Source organism: Streptomyces griseoviridis (assembly GCF_005222485.1).
GTDB classification, from domain to species: Bacteria; Actinomycetota; Actinomycetes; order Streptomycetales; family Streptomycetaceae; genus Streptomyces; species Streptomyces hintoniae.
This window is the reverse complement of record NZ_CP029078.1, coordinates 2455136-2477191: the sequence shown is the minus strand read 5'-3', so window position 1 is coordinate 2477191 and position 22056 is coordinate 2455136. Positions and strand designations below refer to the sequence as shown.

Annotated in this window: 25 protein-coding genes; 19 read left to right on the top strand and 6 right to left on the bottom strand. The window is 74.4% G+C overall.

Annotated features, from left to right (window positions below):
• Genes DDJ31_RS10070 through hisF form a run of 5 tightly spaced genes read left to right on the top strand, consistent with a single transcriptional unit; the run spans position 1 to position 2684 of the window.
• Positions 1-165 (top strand): hypothetical protein, encoded by a 165-nt coding sequence (locus DDJ31_RS10070; protein ID WP_164785002.1) that lies wholly within the window; start codon positions 1-3, stop codon positions 163-165.
• On the top strand, positions 156-803 hold the full coding sequence (hisH, locus tag DDJ31_RS10065; RefSeq protein WP_127180618.1) for an imidazole glycerol phosphate synthase subunit HisH: 648 nt from the start codon (positions 156-158) through the stop codon (positions 801-803). The genes DDJ31_RS10070 and hisH overlap by 10 nt, the downstream gene beginning before the upstream one ends.
• Positions 803-1531, top strand: coding sequence for a bifunctional 1-(5-phosphoribosyl)-5-((5-phosphoribosylamino)methylideneamino)imidazole-4-carboxamide isomerase/phosphoribosylanthranilate isomerase PriA (gene priA, locus DDJ31_RS10060; RefSeq protein ID WP_127180619.1), 729 nt, complete (start codon positions 803-805; stop codon positions 1529-1531). Before hisH ends, priA begins: the two co-directional genes overlap by 1 nt.
• Entirely contained in the window at positions 1528-1932 is a 405-nt protein-coding gene (locus DDJ31_RS10055; RefSeq protein WP_127180620.1) for a RidA family protein, read from the top strand. Before priA ends, DDJ31_RS10055 begins: the two co-directional genes overlap by 4 nt.
• Positions 1929-2684 carry an imidazole glycerol phosphate synthase subunit HisF gene (hisF, locus tag DDJ31_RS10050; protein WP_127180621.1) on the top strand — a complete coding sequence of 252 codons (756 nt, stop codon included), beginning with the start codon at positions 1929-1931 and terminating at the stop codon, positions 2682-2684. Before DDJ31_RS10055 ends, hisF begins: the two co-directional genes overlap by 4 nt.
• Before the next feature lie 143 nt (positions 2685-2827).
• Here hisF and DDJ31_RS10045 read toward each other — a convergent pair whose 3' ends face one another.
• Complete coding sequence (locus DDJ31_RS10045) at positions 2828-3463, bottom strand: TIGR03085 family metal-binding protein (protein ID WP_127180622.1); 636 nt, start codon at positions 3461-3463, stop codon at positions 2828-2830.
• A gap of 81 nt (positions 3464-3544) precedes the next feature.
• Between DDJ31_RS10045 and hisI the strand changes: the two genes are divergently transcribed.
• From hisI to lgt, 14 genes are all read left to right on the top strand, one after another.
• Positions 3545-3937, top strand: coding sequence for a phosphoribosyl-AMP cyclohydrolase (gene hisI, locus DDJ31_RS10040; RefSeq protein WP_127180623.1), 393 nt, complete (start codon positions 3545-3547; stop codon positions 3935-3937).
• 11 nt (positions 3938-3948) lie between these two features.
• Positions 3949-5427, top strand: coding sequence for an anthranilate synthase component I (locus tag DDJ31_RS10035; RefSeq protein ID WP_127180624.1), 1479 nt, complete (start codon positions 3949-3951; stop codon positions 5425-5427).
• 51 nt (positions 5428-5478) lie between these two features.
• Positions 5479-6120 (top strand): TIGR02234 family membrane protein, encoded by a 642-nt coding sequence (locus tag DDJ31_RS10030; RefSeq protein ID WP_127180625.1) that lies wholly within the window; start codon positions 5479-5481, stop codon positions 6118-6120.
• Positions 6121-6456: 336 nt separating this feature from the next.
• Positions 6457-7455, top strand: coding sequence for a dihydroxyacetone kinase subunit DhaK (locus tag DDJ31_RS10025; protein ID WP_127180626.1), 999 nt, complete (start codon positions 6457-6459; stop codon positions 7453-7455).
• Positions 7456-7501: 46 nt separating this feature from the next.
• Positions 7502-8284 (top strand): DAK2 domain-containing protein, encoded by a 783-nt coding sequence (locus tag DDJ31_RS10020; RefSeq protein ID WP_206280700.1) that lies wholly within the window; start codon positions 7502-7504, stop codon positions 8282-8284.
• 159 nt (positions 8285-8443) lie between these two features.
• Entirely contained in the window at positions 8444-9247 is an 804-nt protein-coding gene (locus DDJ31_RS10015) for a GntR family transcriptional regulator (protein WP_164785004.1), read from the top strand.
• 108 nt (positions 9248-9355) lie between these two features.
• Positions 9356-9604 carry an HGxxPAAW family protein gene (locus DDJ31_RS10010; protein WP_127180628.1) on the top strand — a complete coding sequence of 83 codons (249 nt, stop codon included), beginning with the start codon at positions 9356-9358 and terminating at the stop codon, positions 9602-9604.
• 153 nt (positions 9605-9757) lie between these two features.
• Positions 9758-10228, top strand: coding sequence for a DUF2752 domain-containing protein (locus DDJ31_RS10005; protein WP_127180629.1), 471 nt, complete (start codon positions 9758-9760; stop codon positions 10226-10228).
• 139 nt (positions 10229-10367) lie between these two features.
• Positions 10368-11177 (top strand): indole-3-glycerol phosphate synthase TrpC, encoded by an 810-nt coding sequence (gene trpC / locus DDJ31_RS10000; protein ID WP_127180630.1) that lies wholly within the window; start codon positions 10368-10370, stop codon positions 11175-11177.
• A 38-nt stretch (positions 11178-11215) separates the two neighbouring features.
• The gene (gene trpM / locus DDJ31_RS09995) at positions 11216-11419 is read left to right on the top strand and encodes a tryptophan biosynthesis modulator TrpM (protein ID WP_127180631.1); all 204 of its coding nucleotides are present in this window, start codon (positions 11216-11218) and stop codon (positions 11417-11419) included.
• 74 nt (positions 11420-11493) lie between these two features.
• Positions 11494-12777 carry a tryptophan synthase subunit beta gene (gene trpB / locus DDJ31_RS09990; RefSeq protein WP_127180632.1) on the top strand — a complete coding sequence of 428 codons (1284 nt, stop codon included), beginning with the start codon at positions 11494-11496 and terminating at the stop codon, positions 12775-12777.
• A complete protein-coding gene (trpA, locus tag DDJ31_RS09985; protein ID WP_127180633.1) occupies positions 12774-13592 on the top strand; it encodes a tryptophan synthase subunit alpha in 819 nt (272 codons plus the stop codon). The genes trpB and trpA overlap by 4 nt, the downstream gene beginning before the upstream one ends.
• Positions 13593-13671: 79 nt before the next feature.
• Entirely contained in the window at positions 13672-14448 is a 777-nt protein-coding gene (locus DDJ31_RS09980; protein WP_127180634.1) for a DsbA family protein, read from the top strand.
• Positions 14449-14532: 84 nt separating this feature from the next.
• Positions 14533-15660: a prolipoprotein diacylglyceryl transferase gene (gene lgt, locus DDJ31_RS09975; RefSeq protein WP_127180635.1), complete on the top strand. Its 1128-nt coding sequence runs from the start codon at positions 14533-14535 to the stop codon at positions 15658-15660.
• Positions 15661-15763: 103 nt separating this feature from the next.
• Here the strand turns inward: lgt and DDJ31_RS09970 are convergent, their stop codons facing one another.
• The 5 genes from DDJ31_RS09970 to DDJ31_RS09950 are packed head-to-tail and all read right to left on the bottom strand — an operon-like array spanning position 15764 to position 22053.
• Positions 15764-16591, bottom strand: coding sequence for an HpcH/HpaI aldolase/citrate lyase family protein (locus tag DDJ31_RS09970; protein WP_127180636.1), 828 nt, complete (start codon positions 16589-16591; stop codon positions 15764-15766).
• Positions 16588-17850: a CaiB/BaiF CoA transferase family protein gene (locus tag DDJ31_RS09965; RefSeq protein ID WP_127180637.1), complete on the bottom strand. Its 1263-nt coding sequence runs from the start codon at positions 17848-17850 to the stop codon at positions 16588-16590. The genes DDJ31_RS09970 and DDJ31_RS09965 overlap by 4 nt, the downstream gene beginning before the upstream one ends.
• Positions 17847-19280: an ADP-ribosylglycohydrolase family protein gene (locus DDJ31_RS09960; RefSeq protein WP_127180638.1), complete on the bottom strand. Its 1434-nt coding sequence runs from the start codon at positions 19278-19280 to the stop codon at positions 17847-17849. The genes DDJ31_RS09965 and DDJ31_RS09960 overlap by 4 nt, the downstream gene beginning before the upstream one ends.
• Positions 19268-20473 carry an ADP-ribosylglycohydrolase family protein gene (locus tag DDJ31_RS09955; protein ID WP_431028386.1) on the bottom strand — a complete coding sequence of 402 codons (1206 nt, stop codon included), beginning with the start codon at positions 20471-20473 and terminating at the stop codon, positions 19268-19270. The genes DDJ31_RS09960 and DDJ31_RS09955 overlap by 13 nt, the downstream gene beginning before the upstream one ends.
• Positions 20473-22053 (bottom strand): ADP-ribosylglycohydrolase family protein, encoded by a 1581-nt coding sequence (locus DDJ31_RS09950; RefSeq protein WP_346656291.1) that lies wholly within the window; start codon positions 22051-22053, stop codon positions 20473-20475. The genes DDJ31_RS09955 and DDJ31_RS09950 overlap by 1 nt, the downstream gene beginning before the upstream one ends.
• Positions 22054-22056 lie beyond the last annotated feature (3 nt).

Sequence of the window (22056 nt, the reverse complement as noted above, 5' to 3'; positions counted from 1 at the left end):
ATGACCGGTCTGTCCACCATCCTGATCGTCGTCGGCCTCTTCCTGATCGGCGGGATCATCTCCTTCGTCAAGCAGCAGATGCCCAAGAGCCTCATCGTGCTGCTGTCGATCGGCGCCGCGATGTGCCTGTTCGCCGGGGTGCTGCGGCTGGAGGTGTGGAATTGAGCGCCGCCAGGAGAGTCGTCGTCTTCGACTACGGCTTCGGCAACGTCCGCTCCGCCGAGCGCGCCCTCGCCCGCGCCGGCGCCGAGGTCGAGATAACGCGTGACTTCGACACCGCTATGAACGCCGACGGCCTGCTGGTGCCGGGCGTCGGCGCCTTCGCCGCCTGCATGCGGGGCCTGAAGGAGGCGCGCGGCGACTGGATCGTCGGCCGCAGGCTCTCCGGCGGGCGCCCGGTGCTCGGCATCTGCGTCGGCATGCAGATCCTCTTCGCGCGCGGCATCGAGCACGGCGTGCAGAGCGAGGGCCTCGACGAATGGCCCGGCATCGTCGCGCCGCTGAAGGCCGACATCGTCCCCCACATGGGCTGGAACACCGTCACCGCGCCGGCCGGCTCCGAACTCTTCGCCGGCCTCGACGCCGACGCCCGCTACTACTTCGTCCACTCCTACGCCGTCCAGGACTGGTCGCTCGAAGAGCACAACCCCGCCCTGCGGGCCCCCAAGGTCGCCTGGTCGACCCACGGCGGGCCGTTCGTGGCCGCCGTGGAGAACGGCGCCCTCTGGGCCACCCAGTTCCACCCCGAGAAGTCCGGCGACGCCGGAGCCCAGCTGCTGAACAACTGGATCGGAACCCTCTGATGGTCACGAAGCTCGAACTCCTGCCCGCCGTCGACGTCCGCGACGGCCAGGCCGTCCGGCTCGTGCACGGCGAGTCAGGCACCGAGACCTCCTACGGCTCCCCCCTGGAGGCCGCTCTCGCCTGGCAGCGGGCCGGCGCCGAGTGGCTCCACCTGGTCGACCTGGACGCCGCGTTCGGCACCGGCGACAACCGCGCCCTGATCGCCGAGGTCACCGGCGCCATGGACATCAAGGTCGAGCTGTCCGGCGGCATCCGCGACGACGACACCCTCGCCGCCGCCCTCGCCACCGGCTGCACCCGCGTCAACCTCGGCACCGCCGCCCTGGAGACCCCCGAATGGGTCGCCCAGGTCATCGCCCGGCACGGCGACCAGATCGCCGTCGGCCTCGACGTCCGCGGCACCACCCTGCGCGGCCGCGGCTGGACCCGCGACGGCGGCGACCTCTACGAGACGCTGAAGCGCCTCGACTCCGAGGGCTGCGCCCGCTACGTCGTCACCGACATCGCCAAGGACGGCACCCTCCAGGGCCCCAACCTGGAGCTGCTGCGCAACGTCTGCGCCGCCACCGACCGGCCGGTCGTGGCCTCGGGCGGCGTGTCGTCCCTCGACGACCTGCGCGCCATCGCCGAGCTGGTACCCCTCGGTGTCGAGGGCTCCATCGTCGGGAAGGCCCTGTACGCCAAGGCGTTCACCCTGGAAGAGGCCCTGGAGGCTGTGTCGTCATGACGTCCGATGCCGTACGGCGGGTGCAGAGCGGAAGTCCCTGGGAGGAGAGCTTCGGCAGCGCACGCGCCGTCGCGGCCGGGGACCGGGTCCTGGTGGGCGGCACGACCTCCTTCAAGGGCACGGTCCTGTACGGGGAGGGCGACCCCTACGAACAGGCCAAGGCCGCCTTCGGCACCGCGATCGAGGCACTCGGCGCCTTCGGGCTCGGCGTCGACGCGGTGCTGCGCACCCGCATGTTCCTCACCCACCCACGGGACGTGGAGGCGGTGGGGCGGGCCCACAAGGAGATCTTCGACGCGGTGCGCCCGGTGTCGACGCTGCTGGTCGTCGACGGGTTCGTCGACCCGCGCGTCCTGGTCGAAGTAGAGCTAGAGGCATTCAGAGGAGCCGTGGATTCATGACCCTGGCGGTCCGAGTCATCCCCTGCCTGGACGTGGACAACGGACGGGTCGTCAAGGGCGTCAACTTCCAGAACCTGCGCGACGCGGGCGACCCCGTCGAGATGGCCAAGGTGTACGACGCCGAAGGCGCCGACGAGCTGACGTTCCTGGACATCACCGCGTCCTCCGGCAACCGCGAGACCACCTACGACGTGGTGCGCCGCACCGCCGAACAGGTCTTCATCCCGCTCACCGTGGGCGGCGGGGTCCGCACCGCCGAGGACGTCGACAGGCTGCTGCGGGCCGGCGCCGACAAGGTGGGCGTCAACACGGCGGCCATCGCGAGGCCCGACCTCATCCGGGAGATCGCCGAGCGGTTCGGCAGCCAGGTCCTGGTCCTGTCGGCGGACGCCCGCCGCACCGCCGACGGCACCTTCGAGGTGACCACCCACGGCGGCCGCAAGGGCACCGGCATCGACGCGGTCGAGTGGGCGCACCGGGCCGCGGAGCTGGGCGCGGGGGAGATCCTGCTCAACTCGATGGACGCCGACGGCACCAAGGACGGCTACGACCTGGAGATGATCGCGGCGGTCCGCGCGCACGTGAACGTCCCGGTGATCGCCTCGGGCGGCGCCGGCCGGCTCACCGACTTCCCCCCGGCGATCGAGGCCGGCGCGGACGCCGTGCTCGCCGCGTCCGTCTTCCACTTCGGCGACCTGCGCATCGCCGAGGTGAAACAGGCCCTGAAGGAGGCGGGACACCCGGTCCGCTGACGTCGGGCGGGGCGGGGCGGGAGGGCTCCGGGCGACGGGATTCCGCACCGGACCGGCTGCACCGGATGCCGGGGCGGGGCCCTGCTCGCCGGTGCGATCGCCGTCGCGGGGACCGCCCGAGCGCCCGCCGCGCCCCCGAACCCTCAGAGCCCCAGCTGCTTGCTCTCCTGCAGTTTCGTGACCGCTTCCTGGTCGCCCTCGACCGTCACGTCCGCGACCGGCTGGCGGCCGGACGCGTACATCAGGAGTTCGGACGGTGCTCCCGTCGCCGTCACCACCGGTGTGCCGCGGTGGGCGACCACCGTCTGGCCGTCGGGGCGGCGCAGCACGAGGCCCGTCGGGGCGCCGCGGCCCATCAGCCGCGCCGACCGCTCCAGGCGGGACCAGAGGGCGTCCTGGAACACGCCGTCGAGGTCGCGTGGCACCCAGGCGGGCTGTGCGCGCCGCACGTCCTCGGTGTGCACGTAGAACTCCACCGTGTTCGACATCTCGTCGACCTGTTTGAGGGAGAACGGCGAGAAACGCGGCGGCCCGGTGCGGATCAGCTGGAGCAGTTCCTCGTACGGCTTCTCCACGAACTCGGCCTGCACCCGGTCGAGGCGGGAGGCGAGCTGCTTGATCAGGATGCCGCCGGCCGCGTCGGGCCGCCGCTCGCGCACCACCACGTGCGCGGCGAGGTCCCGGGTCCGCCAGCCCTCGCAGAGGGTCGGCGCGTCCGGGCCCGCGGTTTCCAAGAGGTCGGCGAGAAGGAGCCGTTCACGCTTGGCGAAGGTCGACATGCGCCCAGCCTACGACCGCGCGGACGGTCCGCCCAGTGGACAGCGGCCCGAGTGTCAGCGCCGCGCGGCACAATGGCACCCATGACCAGCACGCCCCCGCCCAGCGGACTCGCCCCGGAGATCGCCGCGCGCCTCAAGCGCGGCCCCGACGGGCTCGTCCCCGCCATCGCCCAGCAGTACGACACCGGGGAGGTGCTGATGCTCGGCTGGATGGACGACGAGGCGCTGCACCGCACCCTCACCACGGGGCGCTGCACCTACTGGTCCCGCAGCCGCCGCGCGTACTGGGTCAAGGGCGACACCTCGGGACACGTCCAATGGGTGAAGTCCGTCGCGCTGGACTGCGACGCGGACACCGTCCTCGTCAAGGTCGACCAGGTGGGCGCCGCCTGCCACACCGGGGACCGCACCTGCTTCGACGCCGACGTGCTGCTGAACGACGCCGATTCCGGCGCACCGGGCGCGGATCAGTAGGGTCAGCCGCCATGGACCTCGAGACCTTCCGCAAGCTCGCCACCGACCGGCGCGTCGTCCCGGTCACCCGCAAGCTCCTCGCCGACGGCGACACCCCGGTCGCGCTCTACCGCAAGCTCGCCGCCGAGCGCTCCGGCACCTTCCTGCTGGAGTCCGCGGAGAACGGCCGCTCGTGGTCCAGGTACTCCTTCGTGGGCGTCCGCTCGGCGGCCACCCTCACCTCCCGCGAAGGACAGGCCCACTGGCTCGGCACCCCACCGGTCGGCGTCCCCGTCGACGGCGACCCGCTCGCCGCCCTGCGCGCCACCATCGAGACCCTGCACACCCCCCACCAGGAGGGGCTGCCGCCCTTCACCGGCGGCATGGTCGGCTACCTCGGCTACGACATCGTGCGCCGCCTGGAGAAGATCGGCCCCGGCGACCGCGACGACCTGCGGCTGCCCGAGCTGACCATGCTCCTGACCAGCGACCTCGCCGTGATGGACCACTGGGAGGGCTCGGTCCTGCTGATCGCCAACGCGATCAACCACAACGACCTCGACACCGGCGTCGACGAGGCGTACGCGGACGCCGTCGCCCGGCTCGACGCGATGGAGGCCGACCTCGGCCGCGCCGTGCCCCAGCCGCCCGCCGTGCTGCCGCCCTCCGAACTGCCCGAGTACACCGCGCTCTGGGGCGGCCCCGACTTCATGGCCGCCGTCGAGGACGTCAAGGAACGCATCAGGGCGGGCGAGGCGTTCCAGGTCGTCCCCTCCCAGCGCTTCGAGACCCCCTGCACGGCGAGCGCGCTCGACGTCTACCGGGTGCTGCGGGCCACCAACCCGTCCCCGTACATGTACCTGTTCCGCTTCGACGGCTTCGACGTCGTCGGCTCGTCCCCCGAGGCGCTCGTCAAGGTCGAGGACGGCCGCGCCATGGTCCACCCCATCGCCGGCACCCGGCACCGCGGCGCCACCCCGCAGGAGGACCAGGCCCTCGCCGACGAACTGCTCGCCGACCCCAAGGAGCGCGCCGAGCACCTGATGCTCGTCGACCTCGGGCGCAACGACCTCGGACGGGTCTGCGAACCGGGCTCCGTCGAGGTCGTCGACTTCATGTCCGTCGAGCGGTACTCGCACGTCATGCACATCGTCTCCACGGTCACCGGCCGGGTCGCCGCCGGGCGCACCGCCTTCGACGTGCTGACCGCCTGCTTCCCGGCCGGCACCCTCTCCGGCGCCCCCAAGCCCCGCGCCATGCAGATCATCGACGAACTGGAGCCCTCCAGGCGGGGGTTGTACGGCGGCTGCGTCGGCTACCTGGACTTCGCGGGCGACTCCGACACCGCCATCGCCATCCGCACCGCCCTGCTGCGCGACGGCACCGCCTACGTCCAGGCGGGCGCCGGGATCGTCGCCGACTCCGACCCCGTCGCCGAGGACCAGGAGTGCCGCAACAAGGCCGCCGCGGTCCTGCGCGCCGTCCACACCGCCAACCGGCTCGGCCGATAGGGCGCGGATCACGGAGCCCCGGGTGACCGTCCGCCCGGGGTTCAGGCGATAGTGGAGTACGTGACTGCTGTTCCTCACCCCCGTTCCGAAGCCGCGGGACCCGACCGGGCCGGCCGCCGCAGCCTCGCGCTCGCCCTGCTGAGCGGCGCCCTGGGCGCGGCCGTCGCCCTGCTGTCGACCCGGCAGCGCTGGTCGGAGGGCATCGCGACGGTCGCGGGCGGCGACTTCCCGCTCACCGCGAAGGGCAGCGACGTCACCGGCGTCCCCGCCGCCCTCGCCATAGTGGGCCTCGCCGCGCTCGTCGCCGTCTTCGCCGTCCGCCGCGGTGGACGCCTCCTCGTCGCGGGAGTGCTCGCGCTCTCCGGCGCCGGGACCGTCGTCGCCGCGCTGCTCGGCGCCTCCGACTCCGCGGCGCTCGACGAGCAGGCCGCCCAGGCCGCGGGCGACACCTCGGCCACCGTGCACGCCCTGTCGCACACCGCGTGGCCGTACGTCGCGGCCGTCGGCGGCGCCCTGCTGCTGCTGGCCGGGCTGCTCGCGCTGCGCTACGGCCGCCGCTGGCCCGCGATGTCCGGCCGCTACGAGCGCGACGGCACGCCCCGCCCGCGCCGCGCCCCCGTCCGCACCGACCCGGACCGCCCCGAGGACATCTGGAAGGCCCTCGATCGCGGCGAGGACCCCACCGGAGCCTAGGATTCCGGCGGTTCTCCGCGTCTAGCCGCCCGGGGCGGCCCGCGTCAAGACCGGGGTGACGCGTGGGCCCGGGGGCGCACGGCGTCACCGTCCGCCTGACCTGGCCGGGCGCCGTCTGGGACGCCGTGACGTCCTTCTCGCGCCAGGTGGTGAAAGGCGCGAGGGGGTTTCCGGGTCCCCGATGCGGTTAAAGATCAGGCCGTGATCGACGGGCATCTCGCTGTCGAGGCGGGGCGCGGTCACCTGCGAGAGCACGTTGTACGTACAGTCCGTACTGTCTGAACGGTGGGTGTTCGCGTGAGGCCGGTCAAGACCCGAGCGAAGGAGCACGGCACCATGCGCCCGCAGATCGTCAATCACCCCGAAAACGCCACCGAGCACGCCCTCGAAGGGCTGGCCCTCACCCATCCGCACCTCATCGCCCACGACCCGGTGACCGGTCTCGTCACCCGCGCGCGGCCCGCACGGGACAAGGTCGGCCTGGTCTCGGGCGGCGGCTCGGGACACGAACCGCTGCACGCCGGATTCGTCGGCACCGGCATGCTCGACGTGGCGGTGCCCGGCGCCCTGTACGCCAGCCCGACGGCGCTCCAGGTCCAGGCCGGGACGGTCGCCGCCGACTCCGGGCGGGGCGTGGTGCAGATCGTGAAGAACTACACGGGCGACGTCCTCAACTTCCGCATCGCCGGCGAACTCGCCGAGGACGAGGCCGTCCTGACCGAGGTCGTCCTCGTCGACGACGACCTCGCCACCGACCGCGGCGACGCCGACGGCCCCGGCCGGCGCGGCACGGCCGCCGTGCTCGCCGTCGAGAAGATCTGCGGGGCCGCCTCCGAGGCGGGCGCCGGCCTCGCCGAGGTCGCCGCCCTCGGCCGACGGGTCGCGGGCCGAGCCCGCACCATCGGCCTCGCGCTGCGGGCCGGCACCCACCCGGGCGCCGCCGAACCCGCGTTCGTCCTGCCGGACGGCGTGATCGAACTCGGCGTCGGCATCCACGGCGAACGCGGCACCGGCCGCGTCCCCCTCGCCGACGCCGACGGCCTGATCGCCCACCTCGTCGACCCCCTCGCCGAAGCCCTGGCCCTGACCCGCGGCTCCTCGGTGATCGCCGTCGTCAACGGCCTCGGCGGCACCAGCCCGCTGGAACTGTCCATCGCCGCCCGCGCCACCCACCACCGCCTCAAGGACCTCGGCGTCACGGTGGCCCGCTCCCTGGCCGGCACCTACGTCACCTCCCTCGACATGCACGGCGTCTCGGTGACCCTGCTCCCCGCCGACGACGACCTGCTGCCGCTCTGGGACGCGCCCGTCCGCACCCCGGCCCTCACCTGGTGACGGCACCCGACCCACCGACCCGACAGGAACCCATGGAGGACACCCCGTGAGCACCGCGCCGGACACCGCCCCCGAGAACCCCAGGGAAAGCACCCCACAGACCGTCGTCCCGCACACCACCCCCCTCCCCGCCCCGGTCCCCTCGCAGGTCACCACCCTCGTCGACGGGTTCGGCGGCCGCTGGACGACCGGGATCCTCGCCGCCTTCCTCCAGGGCGGCGACGGCGGCGACGGCCGCGCCGAGGAACTGGGCCGGCTCGACCGGCTCGCCGGCGACGGCGACTTCGGCACCAACATCACCTCCGCCCTCGACCGCGCCCGCCAGGCCCTGGAGGCCGAGCCGCCGCAGGACTACCGGGGCTGGCTGACCGCCGTCTCCCGCGGCTTCCTCGGCACCGGCGGCACCTCGGGACCGCTGTTCGGGATGTTCTTCCGCGACCTCGCCCGCTGCTGCGACACCGGCGAACCCACGCTCGCCGAGTTCTCCGCCGGACTCACCGCCGCCGTGGCCACCGTGCAGCGCTACGGCAAGGCCGAGGTCGGCCACAAGACCATGGTCGACGCCCTGGTGCCCGCCGCCAGGACCCTGGAGGCGGAGGTCGCAGCGGGCAGCCAGGCCGCCGACGCCCTCGCGCGCACCGCCGACGCGGCCGTCGAGGGCGCCCGCGGCACCGCGGCCCTGCTCGCCAGGCGGGGCCGCGCCAGCTACGTGGGCGACGTGGCGCGCGGAGTGCTCGACCCCGGGGCCGCCGCCGCGGCCATCGTGCTCCAGGCCGCCTCCGCGGCCCAGTCCGGCACCACCGTCGACACCGGGTGGGTCACCGCCTGACGCCCGCTCGGGGGCGGGCGGCGCGGCCCCACGGCGGCGCCCCCACGCCGTCTCCCGGGACGCCCCGCACCCCCGTCCCCACCGGCTCTCCCACCCGGTGAGGCCGCGGGGGCGGCCCTTTACGATCAAGTCCCGGGCGACGTGGAGGGAGCGCGCGACGTGACGCCACCGAAGGGCATCGACCGCCAGTCCTCGACGCCCTACTACCAGCAACTCGTCGACCTCCTCGAACGCCGTCTCGCGAGCGCCGAGATCCCGCCGGGCCGGCGGCTGCCCAGCGAGAACGACCTCTGCAAGGAGTACGGGCTCTCCCGCGCGACGGTCCGCCAGGCGCTCCAGGTCCTCGAGTCACGGGGACGGGCCACCAGGATCGCCGGCCGGGGCGTCTTCGCCGTCCGGCCGGCCACCGCGGCCGACGACGGCTGGACCGTCCGGCGCCCCGAGGACTTCCTGGAGAACGCCCTCGGCCACCGCAACCGCTCCGTCCGCACCAGGGTCCTCGCCCACGGCCCCGCCGTCCTGCCGGAGTTCGCGTGCGGCGCGCTCCGGCTCCCGGAGGGCACCACCGGCTACGCGCTCGTCCGGCTGCGCACCCTCGACGGCGTCCCCGCGCTCTACGGCGTCCACTACAGCCCGCCCGCCCTCGCCCCGGTCGTCGCCGCCAGCACCGAGGTACTGGCGGGCCGGGCCTCGCTCGGCCTCGCCCTGGCCGGCGCCGGCTACCCGCTGGGCGGCGCCCACCGCTCGGCGCGCGCCGTGACGCCGCCCGCCGAGGCCGCCGAGGCCCTCGGCATCGCACCGGCCACCCCCACCCTGCACATCCGCCGCACCTCGTGGACCCCGGCGGGAGAGCGGTTCGACGTCCACGACGCCTGGGTGCGCGGCGACGTCGTGGAGATGGAGGCGACCGTCGAGCTGACCGGCGCGGCGGTCGCCGACGCCGCGAGGGCGCGCGCGGGGTGACCCCGGGCTCCCGGCTCCGCCTCCGTGCGGGACAATGTCGGTGAGCGTCCGGCTCAGCACGTACACAGCAACGTTCACGGGAACGTTCACTGGAACAAGGAGCAAGTCATGGCGGGCAGCAGCCACGGACACACCCCGGCCGCCTGGACCGGTGTCACCATCGCCTTCATCGGTTTCTGCGTCTCGGGCGCCTTCATGGTCATGGCCCAGCCCGTGGGCTTCTGGGCCGGCATGGTGGTCGTGCTCCTCGGCGGTGTCGTCGGCCTGGTGATGCGCGGGATGGGATTCGGCCAGCCGAAGGGTGACCACGAGGGTCTCCAGGCCACCCCGCACGCCACGGCCGGCGCCAAGGGCTGACACCGGGCACCGGGCACCAAGCCCGCCCCGACCGCCCGGCCGCCGGGGCGCCGGGCCGCCGTCTCTGTGCGGCGACCGCGCCACGACGTCCCCCAGGGGCGGCCCGCACCACCGGGCCGCCCCTGAGCGCGTTCCGGACCGGGGGAGGGCACAATGCGAGACGTGGACGCCGACAGCCAGAGGGCCGCACCGCGGCCCGCCCCCGCTCCGGACACCCCGGACACCCGGGGCACCGCCGCCCGGCTCGCCGCCCCCGCCGGGGTGCTCGCGGCCACCGCCTGCGCCTTCGCCTACGTCGCGGCCGTCGACCCGGGACAGCCCGGCCACTACCCGGTCTGCCCGCTGTTCCGCTTCACCGGCCTGTACTGCCCCGGCTGCGGCGGACTGCGCAGCGCGCACGCCTTCGCGCACGGCGACCTCCTCGCCGCCCTCCAGGACAACGCGCCCGCCGTCCTCGGCTACCTGGCGGCCGGCGCGCTGTGGACCGTATGGGTGGTGCGCGCGGCGCGCGGCCGTCCGCTGCGGCTCGGCCTCGCCCCCGTATGGCTGTGGACACTCGGCGCGTTGCTGCTGGTCTTCACGGTTGTCCGGAACCTGCCGTTCGGTGGCTGGCTGCATCCTTGATCAATTCGGGGACGTCCAGGTAGTGGGACCGGCGTCAACCGGATGCGAGCCAACCGCCCTCCTGCGGATACCATCGCAGTGACCACCGGTTTTCCACCGGTCGCCGCAACTCTCCACCGTCTGGAAGGGGGCCGCTCGCGTGAGTGTGCTCGACGAGATCATCGACGGAGTCCGTGCCGACCTCGCGGAGCGGCAGGCGCGCGTCAGCCTCGACGAGCTGAAGGAGCGCGCGGCGAAGGCTCCCGCGGCCAAGGACGGCATCGCCGCCCTGCGCGGCGACGGCGTCAAGGTGATCTGCGAGGTCAAGCGCTCCAGCCCCTCCAAGGGCGCGCTGGCCACCATCGCCGACCCCGCCGCGCTCGCCGCCGACTACGAGGCGGGCGGCGCCGCCGTCATCTCCGTCCTCACCGAACAGCGCCGCTTCGGCGGCTCGCTCGCCGACCTCGAAGCGGTCCGCGCGCGCGTCGACATCCCCGTGCTGCGCAAGGACTTCATCGTCACCTCGTACCAGCTCTGGGAGGCCCGCGCCTACGGCGCCGACCTCGCGCTGCTGATCGTGGCCGCCCTGGAGCAGCCCGCCCTCGAATCCCTCATCGAGCGCGCCGAATCCATCGGGCTCACCCCGATCGTCGAGGTCCACGACGAGGACGAGGTGGAGCGCGCGGTCGACGCGGGCGCCAAGGTCATCGGCGTCAACGCGCGCGACCTGAAGACGCTCGAGGTCGACCGGGGCACCTTCGAGCGGGTCGCCCCCGAGATCCCCGACACCCTCGTCAAGATCGCCGAGTCCGGTGTCCGCGGCCCGCACGACCTCATCGCCTACGCCAACGCCGGCGCCGACGCCGTCCTGGTCGGCGAGTCCCTGGTCACCGGCCGCGACCCGAAGACGGCCGTCGCCGACCTGGTCGCCGCGGGCGAACACCCCGCGATCCGGCACGGCCGGAGCTGACCGGCTGATCAGCTGATCACGCGATAGAGTCCCTTCCGATGAACGTGACCACCCGCACCGTCTCCACGGACCGCTACGCCCGCCTCGCGCGCGGCTGCCGGCCCCGTGGCTGCCGTGCCCCCGCCCGCCGGGTGCACGGCCGACGCGTGCGGTACGTCATCGGGGACGAACCCGGGCAGGTCAACGGCCGTCGATGGCAGCGCCCCTCAAGGGGCGCGGGGAAGTGCGTGACCAGCGGCTGACGGGCCCGTCCCGCGGTCGACCCCGCCCCCACGGCGACGAGTGCGTTCCACCGACTCCACCGTGAGGTTTCCGTATGCCCAGCGAGTTCTTCATTCCCGACCCCGACGGTCGACTCCCCAGCGCCGAGGGCTACTTCGGCGCGTTCGGCGGCAAGTTCATCCCGGAGGCGCTGGTCGCCGCCGTGGACGAGGTCGCCGTCGAGTACGACAAGGCCAAGCACGACCCCGAGTTCGCCCGCGAACTCGACGACCTGCTGGTCAACTACACCGGCCGCCCCAGCTCCCTCACCGAGGTGCCGAGGTTCGCCGAACACGCCGGTGGCGCCCGGGTCTTCCTCAAGCGCGAGGACCTCAACCACACCGGCTCGCACAAGATCAACAACGTGCTCGGGCAGGCCCTGCTCACCCGGCGGATGGGCAAGACCCGCGTCATCGCCGAGACCGGCGCGGGCCAGCACGGCGTCGCCACCGCGACCGCCTGCGCCCTCTTCGGCCTCGACTGCACCATCTACATGGGCGAGATCGACACCCAGCGGCAGGCCCTGAACGTGGCCCGGATGCGCATGCTGGGCGCCGAGGTCGTCTCCGTGAAGTCCGGCAGCCGCACCCTCAAGGACGCCATCAACGAGGCGTTCCGCGACTGGGTCGCCAACGTCGACCGCACCCACTACCTCTTCGGCACCGTCGCGGGACCGCACCCCTTCCCCGCCATGGTCCGCGACTTCCACCGGGTCATCGGCGTCGAGGCCAGGCGGCAGATCCTGGAGCGCGCCGGACGGCTGCCCGACGCCGCCATCGCCTGCGTCGGCGGCGGCTCCAACGCCATCGGCCTCTTCCACGCCTTCATCCCCGACACCGGCGTCCGCCTCATCGGCTGCGAGCCCGCGGGGCACGGCGTCGAGACCGGCGAGCACGCGGCCACCCTCACCGCGGGCGAGCCCGGCATCCTGCACGGCTCCCGCTCCTACGTCCTCCAGGACGAGGAGGGCCAGATCACCGAGCCCTACTCGATCTCGGCGGGCCTCGACTACCCCGGCATCGGCCCCGAGCACTCCTGGCTCAAGGACAGCGGACGCGGCGAGTACCGCGCGGTCACCGACGACGACGCGATGCGCGCGCTGCGGCTGCTCTCGCGCGCCGAGGGCATCATCCCGGCCATCGAGAGCGCGCACGCCCTGGCCGGCGCGCTGGAGGTCGGCAGGGAACTCGGCGAGGACGGCCTGATCGTCGTCAACCTGTCGGGGCGCGGCGACAAGGACATGGACACGGCCGCCCGCTACTTCGGCCTGTACGACACCGACGCCGAGGTCGCCGCCGACGCGACGGACACCGCCGAGATCGAGGGGGACGCCAAGTGAGCGGCAACATCCGGCTGTTGAGCGACACCCTCGCCGCGGCCAAGGCCGAGGACAGGGCCGCGCTCATCGCCTACCTGCCGGCCGGGTTCCCGACCGTGGACGGCGGCATCGAGGCGGTCAAGGCCGCCCTCGACGGCGGCGCCGACGTCGTCGAGGTGGGCCTGCCGCACAGCGACCCCGTCCTCGACGGTCCCGTCATCCAGACCGCCGACGACATCGCCCTGCGCGGCGGCGTCAAGATCGCGGATGTGCTGCGGACGGTCCGTGAGGCCCACGAGGCGACCGGCAAGCCGATCCTCGTCATGACGTACTGGAACCCCATCGACCGCTACGGCGTCGAGCGGTTCACCGCCGAACTCGCCGAGGCGGGCGGCGCCGGCTGCATCCTGCCCGACCTGCCGGTGCAGGAGGCGGCCCTGTGGCGCGAGCACGCCGAGAAGCACCAGCTCGCCACGGTCTTCGTGGTCGCCCCCAGCAGCAGGGACGCCCGGCTCGCCGAGATCACCGCGGCGGGCAGCGGCTTCGTCTACGCGGCCTCCCTGATGGGCGTCACCGGCACCCGCGCCTCCGTCGGCGCGCAGGCCGAGGCGCTGGTGGCACGGACCAGGGCCACCGGCACCGGCCTGCCGGTCTGCGTCGGCCTCGGCGTCTCCGACGCGGCCCAGGCCGCCGAGGTCGCCGGCTTCGCGGACGGGGTGATCGTCGGCTCGGCCTTCGTCAAGCGGATGCTGGACGCGCCGGACGACGCGGCCGGCGTCGAGGCGGTCCGCGCTCTCGCGGGCGACCTGGCGAAGGGCGTGCGCCGACGGGCGTGACCCGCGGGACCCGGTCACTCGAACGGGTGGACATACGGCCGGGGAGGCGCTCAGCGCCTCCCCGGTTCGTTCTGGGGGTGTGAGCGAGAAGAACCGAGACGGAAAGCGCACCGCCCGTGAGCGGCTGGCGGTCGAGCGCGAGAAGCAGAAGGCCTCGGACAGGCGGCGGCGCACGCTGATCGTCGGCGCCGGCGTGGTGTGTGTCCTGGGCCTCGCGGCGGTGATCGGCGTGGTCGCCGCGAGCGCGGGCAAGGACAAGAACAGCGCCTCGGGGGGCCCGGTCGTCGCCCCCTCCGGCGCCCAGGGCAAGGACAGCCTGGCGATCCCGGTCGGCAAGGAGGGCGCGAAGTCGACGCTCACCGTCTGGGAGGACTTCCGCTGCCCGGCCTGCAAGGGCTTCGAGACGACGTACCGGCCCACCGTCAGCGAGCTGGTCGCCGCGGGACAGCTCCAGGTCCAGTACCACCTGGTCACCCTCATCGACGGCAACCTCCGCGGCACCGGCTCGCGGGTCGCGGCCAACGCGGCGGCCTGCGCCCAGGACGCCGGGAAGTTCCCCGCCTACCACGACGTCCTCTACGACAACCAGCCCGCCGAGACCGACGATGCCTACGCCAAGAGCGACAAGCTGATCGAGCTGGCGGGCAAGGTCGACGGCCTCGACACGCCGGCGTTCCGCTCCTGTGTGGACGACGGCACCCACAACAGCTGGGTCGCCAAGTCCAACGACGCCTTCCGGGCCGGCGGCTTCTCCGGCACGCCGACGGTCCTGCTGAACGGCAAGAACATCTACGCGGACCAGTCGATGACCCCCGCCAAGCTCAAGCAGCTGGTGCAGCAGGCGGCCGCAGGGTAAGCGGGATTCTCACGTCCCCGTTATGGACCCGTAGCCGGACCGCTCGACCCGCACCCGGCCCGGCACGGTAGCGTCGACCCTGCCATGGAACTTGCCTACATTCCCAGCCCGTCGCGCGGGGTGCTGTATCTCGGCCCCGTTCCGCTGCGCGGCTACGCGTTCTGCATCATCATCGGCGTCTTCGTCGCGGTCTGGCTCGGCAACAAGCGCTGGGTCGCCCGCGGCGGCAGGACCGGTACGGTGGCCGACATCGCGGTCTGGGCCGTGCCGTTCGGCCTGGTCGGCGGGCGTCTCTACCATGTGATCACGGACTACGAGCTGTACTTCAGCGAGGGCCGTGACTGGGTGGACGCCTTCAAGGTGTGGGAGGGCGGTCTCGGTATCTGGGGCGCCATCGCGCTCGGCGCGGTCGGCGCGTGGATCGGCTGCCGCCGCCGCGGCATCCCGCTCCCCGCCTACGCCGACGCCATCGCCCCCGGCATCGTCCTCGCGCAGGCCATCGGCCGCTGGGGCAACTGGTTCAACCAGGAGCTGTACGGCAAGGAGTCGACCCTCCCCTGGGCGCTGCACATCACCTCCTCCGCGGACGGCCGGGTGCCCGGGTACTACCAGCCGACGTTCCTGTACGAGTCCCTGTGGTGCGTCGGTGTCGCGTTCCTCGTGATCTGGGCCGACCGGCGCTTCCGGCTCGGGCACGGCCGGGCGTTCGCGCTCTATGTCGCCGCGTACTGCGTGGGCCGGTTCTGGATCGAGTACCTGCGGGTGGACGACGCCCACCACATCCTCGGCCTGCGGCTGAACGACTGGACCGCGCTGATCGTCTTCCTGCTCGCGGTGGCCTACATCGTGATCTCGTCGAAGAAGCGGCCGGGCCGCGAGGAGATCGTGGAGCCGGGCGCGGCGGACGACGACGGTGACGGCGCCGGCACGGACGGCGCCACCGCCGACGTCGAGGACGGGGCGAAGCCGGGCGAGGCCGCGGCCGAGAAGCCCGGGAAGGCCGACCTCACCAAGGCCGCGGGGGCCGCTGAGCCCGCGAAGCCGGGGACGACCGCGAAGCCGGGGACGGCGGAGTCCGGGGCCGCGAAGCCCGGGACGGCGAAGCCTGGGGCCGCGAAGTCCGGGGCCGTTGAGTCCGGGACGGCGGAGACGGCCGGCGTCGAGTCCGCCAAGCCCGGGGCGGCCGGCGCGGAGTCCGCCGCCAAGAACTGACACGGCCGGTACGGCAGCATCGCGCCGAGGGCGCCCGGGACGAGCGTCCCGGGCGCCCTCGGCTTTTGTCGGCGTCCTTCTCCGGGGCGAGGGAATCCGCTGGTCAGCGGCGCTCGGCCAGGGCCAGGGTGCGGCGGGCCAGGGCCACCACCGCCGCGTCCACGAAGGCGCCGTTCGGCAGCGCCTGGGCGCCCCGCTCGGTCGCCGCGGCCCGCACCACCGCCTCGGCCTCCTCGACCTCGTGCGTAGTGGGCAGGTAGGCGCGGGCGATCAGCGGGAGCTGACGGGGGTGGATCGCGGCCCGGCCGAGGAAGCCGAGGGCGCGGCCGTGGGCGCAGGAGGCGGCCAGGCCCTCCAGGTCGCGGATGTCGGGGTGGACGGACTGGGCCGGCGCGGGCAGGCCCGCCGCGCGGGCGGCGACGACCACCCGGGAACGGGACCAGTCGAGGCCCGCGTCGTGCCGGACGCCCAGATCGGCCCTGAGGTCCGCCTCGCCGAGGGCGATGCCCCGCACGGCGGGTCCGGCGGCGGCGATGGCGTGGGCGTGCTCGACGGCCAGGGCCGATTCCAGGAGCGCGTACAGCGGGGTGGCGCCGGTGGTGGCGGTGAGGCGAGTGATCAGGTCGGGGGAGGTCACCTTGGGCAGCCGCAGGCCGGCGAGACCGGGCAGCGGTGCGGCGAACAGCGACTTCAGGTCCTGCTCGGCCAGCGGGCCGTCGAGGGCGTTCACCCGGACGTGGACCGGGACCGGCTGGGGGTCGGTGAGGAGTTCCGCGGTCGCCGACCTGGCGTGGTCCTTGCGGTCGGGGGCGACCGCGTCCTCCAGGTCGACGATCACGACGTCGGCGCCGCTGACGAGCGCCTTCGCGACCAGGTCAGGACGGTCGCCGGGGGCGTAGAGCCAGGTCAGCGGGATGGTGCCGGTGGTCATACGGCGCCCTCCTCGCGCAGCGCGGCGACCTCGGCGGCGCTCAGGCCGAGGGCGGTCAGGACGGTGTCGGTGTCGGCGCCGTGCGGGCGGCCGGCCCAGCGGATCGCGCCGGGGGTCGCGGAGAGCCGGAAGAGGACGTTCTGCATGCGCAGTGGGCCGAGATCGGGATCGTCGACGGTGGTGATCGTGCCGAGGGCCGCGTACTGCGGGTCGGTCATCACGTCCCTGACGTCCTGGACGGGTGCGACCGCCGCGTCCGCCTTCTCGAAGGCCGCGAGGACCTCGTCGCGGTCGCGGGCGGCGATCCAGCCGCCGACCGCGGCGTCCAGCACATCGGCGTGCGCGGCCCGCCGCGCGCCGGTCGCGAACCACGGCTCGTCGATCAGTTCGGGGCGCCCCACCAGCCGCATCACCCGTTCGGCGACGGACTGCGCGGAGGTGGAGACGGCGACCCAGGCGCCGTCGGCGGTGCGGTAGGTGCCGCGCGGCGCGTTGTTTTGGGAGCGGTTGCCGGTGCGCGGCTGGACATGGCCGAGCTGGTCGTACCAGAGGGGCTGCGGGCCGAGGACGGTGAGGATCGGCTCGATGATCGCCATGTCGACGACCTGGCCCCGCCCGGTGCGTTCGCGGGCGGTGAGCGCCGCCAGCACGGCGTAGGCGGTGGCGATGCCCGCGATCGAGTCGGCGAGTCCGAACGGCGGCAGGGTCGGCGGCGCGTCCGGTTCGCCGGTGATCGCGGCGAAGCCGCTCATCGCCTCGGCGAGGGTGCCGAAGCCGGGGCGGTGCGCGGACGGCCCGAACTGGCCGAAGGCGGTGACCCGGGCGAGGACGAGGCGCGGGTTGACGGCGGACAGCTCGGGCCAGCCGAGGTCCCACTTCTCCAGGGTGCCGGGGCGGAAGTTCTCCACGACGACGTCGGCGTCCTCGACCAGCCGCAGCAGGGTGTCCCGGCCGCCGGGCCGCGACAGGTCGAGGGTGATCGTGTGCTTGTTGCGGCCGAGCAGCTTCCACCAGAGGCCGATGCCGTCCTTGGCCGGGCCGTGGCCGCGGGCGGGGTCGGGTTTCGCCGGGTGTTCGACCTTGACGACGTCGGCGCCGAAGTCACCGAGGAGGGTCGCGGCGAGGGGGCCCGCGAACAGGGTGGCCAGGTCCAGGACGCGCAGACCGGTCAGCGGGGGAGCGGCGGGGGCGGGGAGGGGATCGGGGACGGCGGTCACGGTGGCGCCCTCGACGGTGCGCGGCGGTTCGGTGCGGGTCATGGGCGGGTGGCCTCCCGGTGGGTGAGCTGGGCGAGGGTGTCGAAGCCGATGCCGTCGCATCCGGCGACGGAGGTGGCGAGGCGGTTGCCCAGGGGCGCCGTCCAGTGCTCGGGGAGGGCGTCGGGACCACCGGCCAGCAGTCCGGCGATCGAACCGGCGGTGGCGCCGACCGAGTCGGTGTCCCAACCCCCGGAGACGGCACGGGAGATGGAGCCGGTGAAGTCGCCGTCGGCGTGGGTGAGGGCGGCGGCGAGCAGCGCGGTGTTGGGAACGGCGTGCACCCAGTGGTGCGTCGGGCCGTGCAGGGCGTGCAGCGTGTCCACGACGGTGTCGAAGTCGTCGTGTGCGGTGGCGAGTTCGACGGCGTGCCGGACGGCGCGGGCGAGCCGGGAGCGGGGCGGTACGACGGTGAGGCCGGCGCGCAGGCAGGTGTGGACGTCGGTGTCGCCGGTGGCCGCGGTGGCGATGGCGGCGGCCGTGAACATCGCCGCGTGGACGCCGCTCGCGGTGTGGGTGAGGGTGGCGTCGCGGTGGGCCTGCGCGGCGGCGGCGCCTGGGTCGCCCGGGTTGGTCCAGCCGTGCACGTCGGCGCGGATCAGGGCGCCGATCCACTCCCGGAACGGGTTGCGGTGGCGGGCGGTGTCCGGGGGTTCGAGGCCGTCGAGGAGGTTGCGGTAGGCGACGCGTTCGGCGGTGAAGGTGCGGCCGGCCGGGAGTTCCTCCAGCCAGAGGCGGGCCACGTCCTCGGTGCCGAAGTCCCGGCCGTGGCGGCGCAGCAGCAGGAGGTTGAGGACCGGGTAGTCGAGGTCGTCGTCCTCGGGCATGCCGTCGATGTTCTCGGCGAGGGAGGTGCCGGCCGAGCGGCGGTTCCAGGGGTGCGCGGCGAGCAGCCGCGCGGGGACGCCCCTGGCGGTGAAGTAGCGGGTGGGCGGCCAGTTGCCCGCGGCCCGTCCGAGCCCGCGGATCGCGGACAGCGGCAGCTTCTCGACGGGTTTGCCGAGCAGGCACCCGACGGCCCGCCCGAGCCAGGCGGCCTCCAGGCGGGCGGGGTCGGGGGCCGCCCGCCGCTCCTGGGGTCCGGTGCCGGGCGGGCGGTGCCGGCCGGCCGGGGTCCCGCCGGTGCCGGGGTGTCCGTGGCCGGGCGGGGTCGGCCAGTCGGGGCAGCGGCGGACGATGGCCGGCAGGTCGGTGGGCTCGTCCGGGGTCAACGGGCTGGTGAGCGCCGCGAGTTCGTCGAGGAGTTCGGCGGCGAGGCGGCGCAGCCCGCGGGCGGTCGGGGTGGGGGAGGCGCCCGCGCGGGGCGGTGCCTGGTGGCCGCCCGCCGCCGTCCACCGGGCCTCGATCGCCGTCGCGTCACGGCCGTCCTGGCGGGCCTGCCGGAGTTCATGGCCCACCAGGTCCTCCGGCTGGACCCAGGTCAGGCGGAGCACCGGCCGCCGTCCAGCAGTGCGAACGCCGTCTCGTGGGCCTGGCGTTGGCGCACGTCACGGGCGTGGATCTCGCGGGCCACCTCCGTGAGGGTGGCGGCCGGCTCCCACAGGTCGAGCCGGCTGGCCTCGGCCACCGCCTCGGACCACTCGCGCGGCACCGGCGAGCCGAGGGCGCCCGCGAGCGCTCCGGCCATCGTGGCGATGGAGTCGCAGTCGCGGCCGTAGTTCACCGAACCCAGCACCGCCTGCCGGTAGTCGCCGTCGGCGACCAGCAACATGCCGAGCGCCACCGGGAGTTCCTCGATGGAGTGCAGCCGGGACGGGCGGCGGGCACCGAGCGAGGGGCTGCGGTAGTCGGGGCCGACCGTGTCGAAGGGCGCCACCGCCCGCCGCATCGGCGCCAGCGCCGACTCGAAGTCCCGGTGTGCGCGGGCGACTTCGCAGACCCGCTCGATCGCCGCGCGGGTGCCGTCCTTCGCGAGGGCCAGGCCCGCCGCGACCGCCGACTGCGCCGTCGCGCCCGGGGTGCAGGCGGCGGCGACCGTCGCCGCGAAGACGGCCGCCGCCTCCCTGCCGTACGACGACTGGTGGGCGCCCGCGACCTCCAGCGCCTCGGCGTAGGCGCCCGCCGGGTTCGCCGCGTTGACCAGGCCGACCGGCGCCACGTACATCGCCGCACCGCAGTTGACGATGTTGCCGACGCCCGCCTCCCTGGGGTCGACATGGCCGTGGTGCAGGCGGGCCACCAGCCACTTCTCGGCCAGGAACACCCGGTGCAGGGGGAGCGTCTCGGCCTCCAGCTCCGGGATCCAGCGCGGGTTCGTCATCAGGTCGGGGACCAGGTGGTCGGCGATCGCGTAGGCGTCCAGGTGGTCGCGGACCCGCGCGTAGACCCTGACCAGGGCGTGGGTCATCAAGGTGTCGTCGGTGACATGGCCGTCGCCCTTGTGGTACGGGGCGAGGGGGCGGGCGGTGCGCCAGGCGTCGCCGTGCCAGGGGCCGACGATCCCGGTGATCCGGCCGCCGTGCCGTTCGAGGATCTGCTCGGGGGAGTAGCCCTCCACGGGGCCGCCGAGCGCGTCCCCGACGGCGGCCCCGACCAGCGCGCGGGCGAACCGGCCGGCCAGCGCCGTAGAAGTAACGGTTTGTGCTGTCTTTACCGTTTGGGCTGTTTCGATGCTCATGGGGCGCATCATCCCCTCGTCGGGGCCGGTCGGACGGTTTCCAGCAGCCCGGCGAGTTCCACCAGGTCGGTGCCGGTGAGGCGGGGCAGGGCGCAGCCGGCCAGGGTGCGGCAGGCGTCCCGCCAGGCCGCCGGGATGGTCGCGGCGCCGCCGAGCGCGCCGGTGAGCGCGCCCGCGAGGGCGGGCGCCGAGTCGGCGACCCGGGACAGGCAGGCCGCGGCCGGTACCGCCTCCGCGATCCGGCCGTGCGCGGCGCGGGCCAGGGCGAGGGCGACCGGCACGGTCTCGGCGGCGGCGACGCCGTAGCTGTAGACGTGGTCGACGATCTCGTGTTCGAGCAGCGGTACGGCGGCGAAGGCGCCACCCGCTTCGGCCGCGAGCCGCAGCGCGTGCCGGGCGTTGCGGCCGATCTCGGTCGACCCGGGCAGTTCGGCGAGGGCGGCCTCCACGCAGACGGCGACGTCGGCGCCGGCCAGCGCGAGGCAGACGGCGGCGGCCATCGCCCGCGCGCCGTGCACGCCGTCGCCGTCCTGGGTGTAGCGGGCGTCGAACTCGGCGAGTCCGGCGGCTCGCCGTGGGTCGCCCGGGTGGATGACGGCGAGCACGCAGGCCCGGACGCAGGCCGCGTCGTCGAAGTGGTGCGGGTTGTCGTGGCCGGCGGCGGGCGGGCGCAGGCCCGCGGCGAGGTTGCCGAGGCCGGCCCGCACGGAGATCCGGGCCCGCAGTGGGCGGTGGGCCGGCCCGTCGGCGGGGGCGTCCCCGGCCGCCGCGGCGACCTCGCGCGCGACGGTGTTCCAGGTCAGGTCGATCGCGGCGCGGGTCCTGCGGTCCCGGCCGAGGTCGTCGAGCGGGTTGCAGGCGCCGGCCCGCAGCAGGGCCTCGGCCGTGAAGGCCGCCCACTCGGCGTCGTCCGAGGGGCCGAGCCGCAGCGGTCCCGGTGGCTGGTTGAGGGCGATGGGGACGGGCAGGGTGGTGGTCGCGTTCCGCTCGGCGAAGGTGTCCAGCCCACGGGCGAGGCGCCGGGTCCACTCGGGCATCAGGGCGGCCCGGTGCCGCCCGGCGGGCCACCCGGCGGCGTCCCCGACGGCGAGCCCGAGAAGCAGCCCTTCGACCCGCCGGCCGACGCCGGTGGCGGGCGGGGCGTTTCGGGTCCGTTCTGCCGGGGGGTTGATGCTGGGGCTGGGGCTGGGGCTGGGGCTGGGGCTGGGGCTGGGGCTGGGGCTGGGGCTGGGGTCGGGGTGCGGGGCTCGGTGTTCCGTGGGGGCGCGGTCGGAGGCCGGGTTTCGGCGTCCGGTCGGGTCGTGGTCGGGGTCCCGGTGTTGTCGTGCGGTCGGGTCGTGGGCGGCGGCCGGGTTTTGGCGTCCGGTGGCGTCGTGGTCGGGGTCCCGGTGCTGAAGCCCGGTCGGGGCGCGGTCGGAGGCCGGGTTCTGTCCGCCCGTCGGTTTGTGGCCGGGGCGCGGGTTCTGCCGTTCCGCGGGGTGGTGGTCCGGGTTCTGTCGTCCGGCCGGTTCGTGGCGGGGGTTCGGGTCCTGTTCTCCTGTTGGTCCGTGGCCGAGGCGGTCGGGGTGCGGGTCTGGTGGACTGTCCAATGT

Excerpts from the sequence above, each read along its gene's own strand:
- DDJ31_RS10025 (WP_127180626.1), top strand. The coding sequence starts at position 6,457 with ATGCGCCCGCAGATCGTCAATCACCCCGAAAACGCCACCGAGCACGCC.
- lgt (WP_127180635.1), top strand. The coding sequence starts at position 14,533 with ATGGAACTTGCCTACATTCCCAGCCCGTCGCGCGGGGTGCTGTATCTC.
- trpB (WP_127180632.1), top strand. The coding sequence starts at position 11,494 with ATGCCCAGCGAGTTCTTCATTCCCGACCCCGACGGTCGACTCCCCAGC.
- hisI (WP_127180623.1), top strand. The coding sequence starts at position 3,545 with ATGACCAGCACGCCCCCGCCCAGCGGACTCGCCCCGGAGATCGCCGCG.
- DDJ31_RS10070 (WP_164785002.1), top strand. The coding sequence starts at position 1 with ATGACCGGTCTGTCCACCATCCTGATCGTCGTCGGCCTCTTCCTGATC.
- trpM (WP_127180631.1), top strand. The coding sequence starts at position 11,216 with ATGAACGTGACCACCCGCACCGTCTCCACGGACCGCTACGCCCGCCTC.
- DDJ31_RS10055 (WP_127180620.1), top strand. The coding sequence starts at position 1,528 with ATGACGTCCGATGCCGTACGGCGGGTGCAGAGCGGAAGTCCCTGGGAG.
- hisF (WP_127180621.1), top strand. The coding sequence starts at position 1,929 with ATGACCCTGGCGGTCCGAGTCATCCCCTGCCTGGACGTGGACAACGGA.
- DDJ31_RS10010 (WP_127180628.1), top strand. The coding sequence starts at position 9,356 with ATGGCGGGCAGCAGCCACGGACACACCCCGGCCGCCTGGACCGGTGTC.
- DDJ31_RS10045 (WP_127180622.1), bottom strand. The coding sequence starts at position 3,463 with ATGTCGACCTTCGCCAAGCGTGAACGGCTCCTTCTCGCCGACCTCTTG.
- DDJ31_RS09970 (WP_127180636.1), bottom strand. The coding sequence starts at position 16,591 with ATGACCACCGGCACCATCCCGCTGACCTGGCTCTACGCCCCCGGCGAC.
- DDJ31_RS09955 (WP_431028386.1), bottom strand. The coding sequence starts at position 20,473 with ATGCGCCCCATGAGCATCGAAACAGCCCAAACGGTAAAGACAGCACAA.
- DDJ31_RS09965 (WP_127180637.1), bottom strand. The coding sequence starts at position 17,850 with ATGACCCGCACCGAACCGCCGCGCACCGTCGAGGGCGCCACCGTGACC.
- DDJ31_RS10035 (WP_127180624.1), top strand. The coding sequence starts at position 3,949 with ATGGACCTCGAGACCTTCCGCAAGCTCGCCACCGACCGGCGCGTCGTC.
- DDJ31_RS10005 (WP_127180629.1), top strand. The coding sequence starts at position 9,758 with ATGCGAGACGTGGACGCCGACAGCCAGAGGGCCGCACCGCGGCCCGCC.
- priA (WP_127180619.1), top strand. The coding sequence starts at position 803 with ATGGTCACGAAGCTCGAACTCCTGCCCGCCGTCGACGTCCGCGACGGC.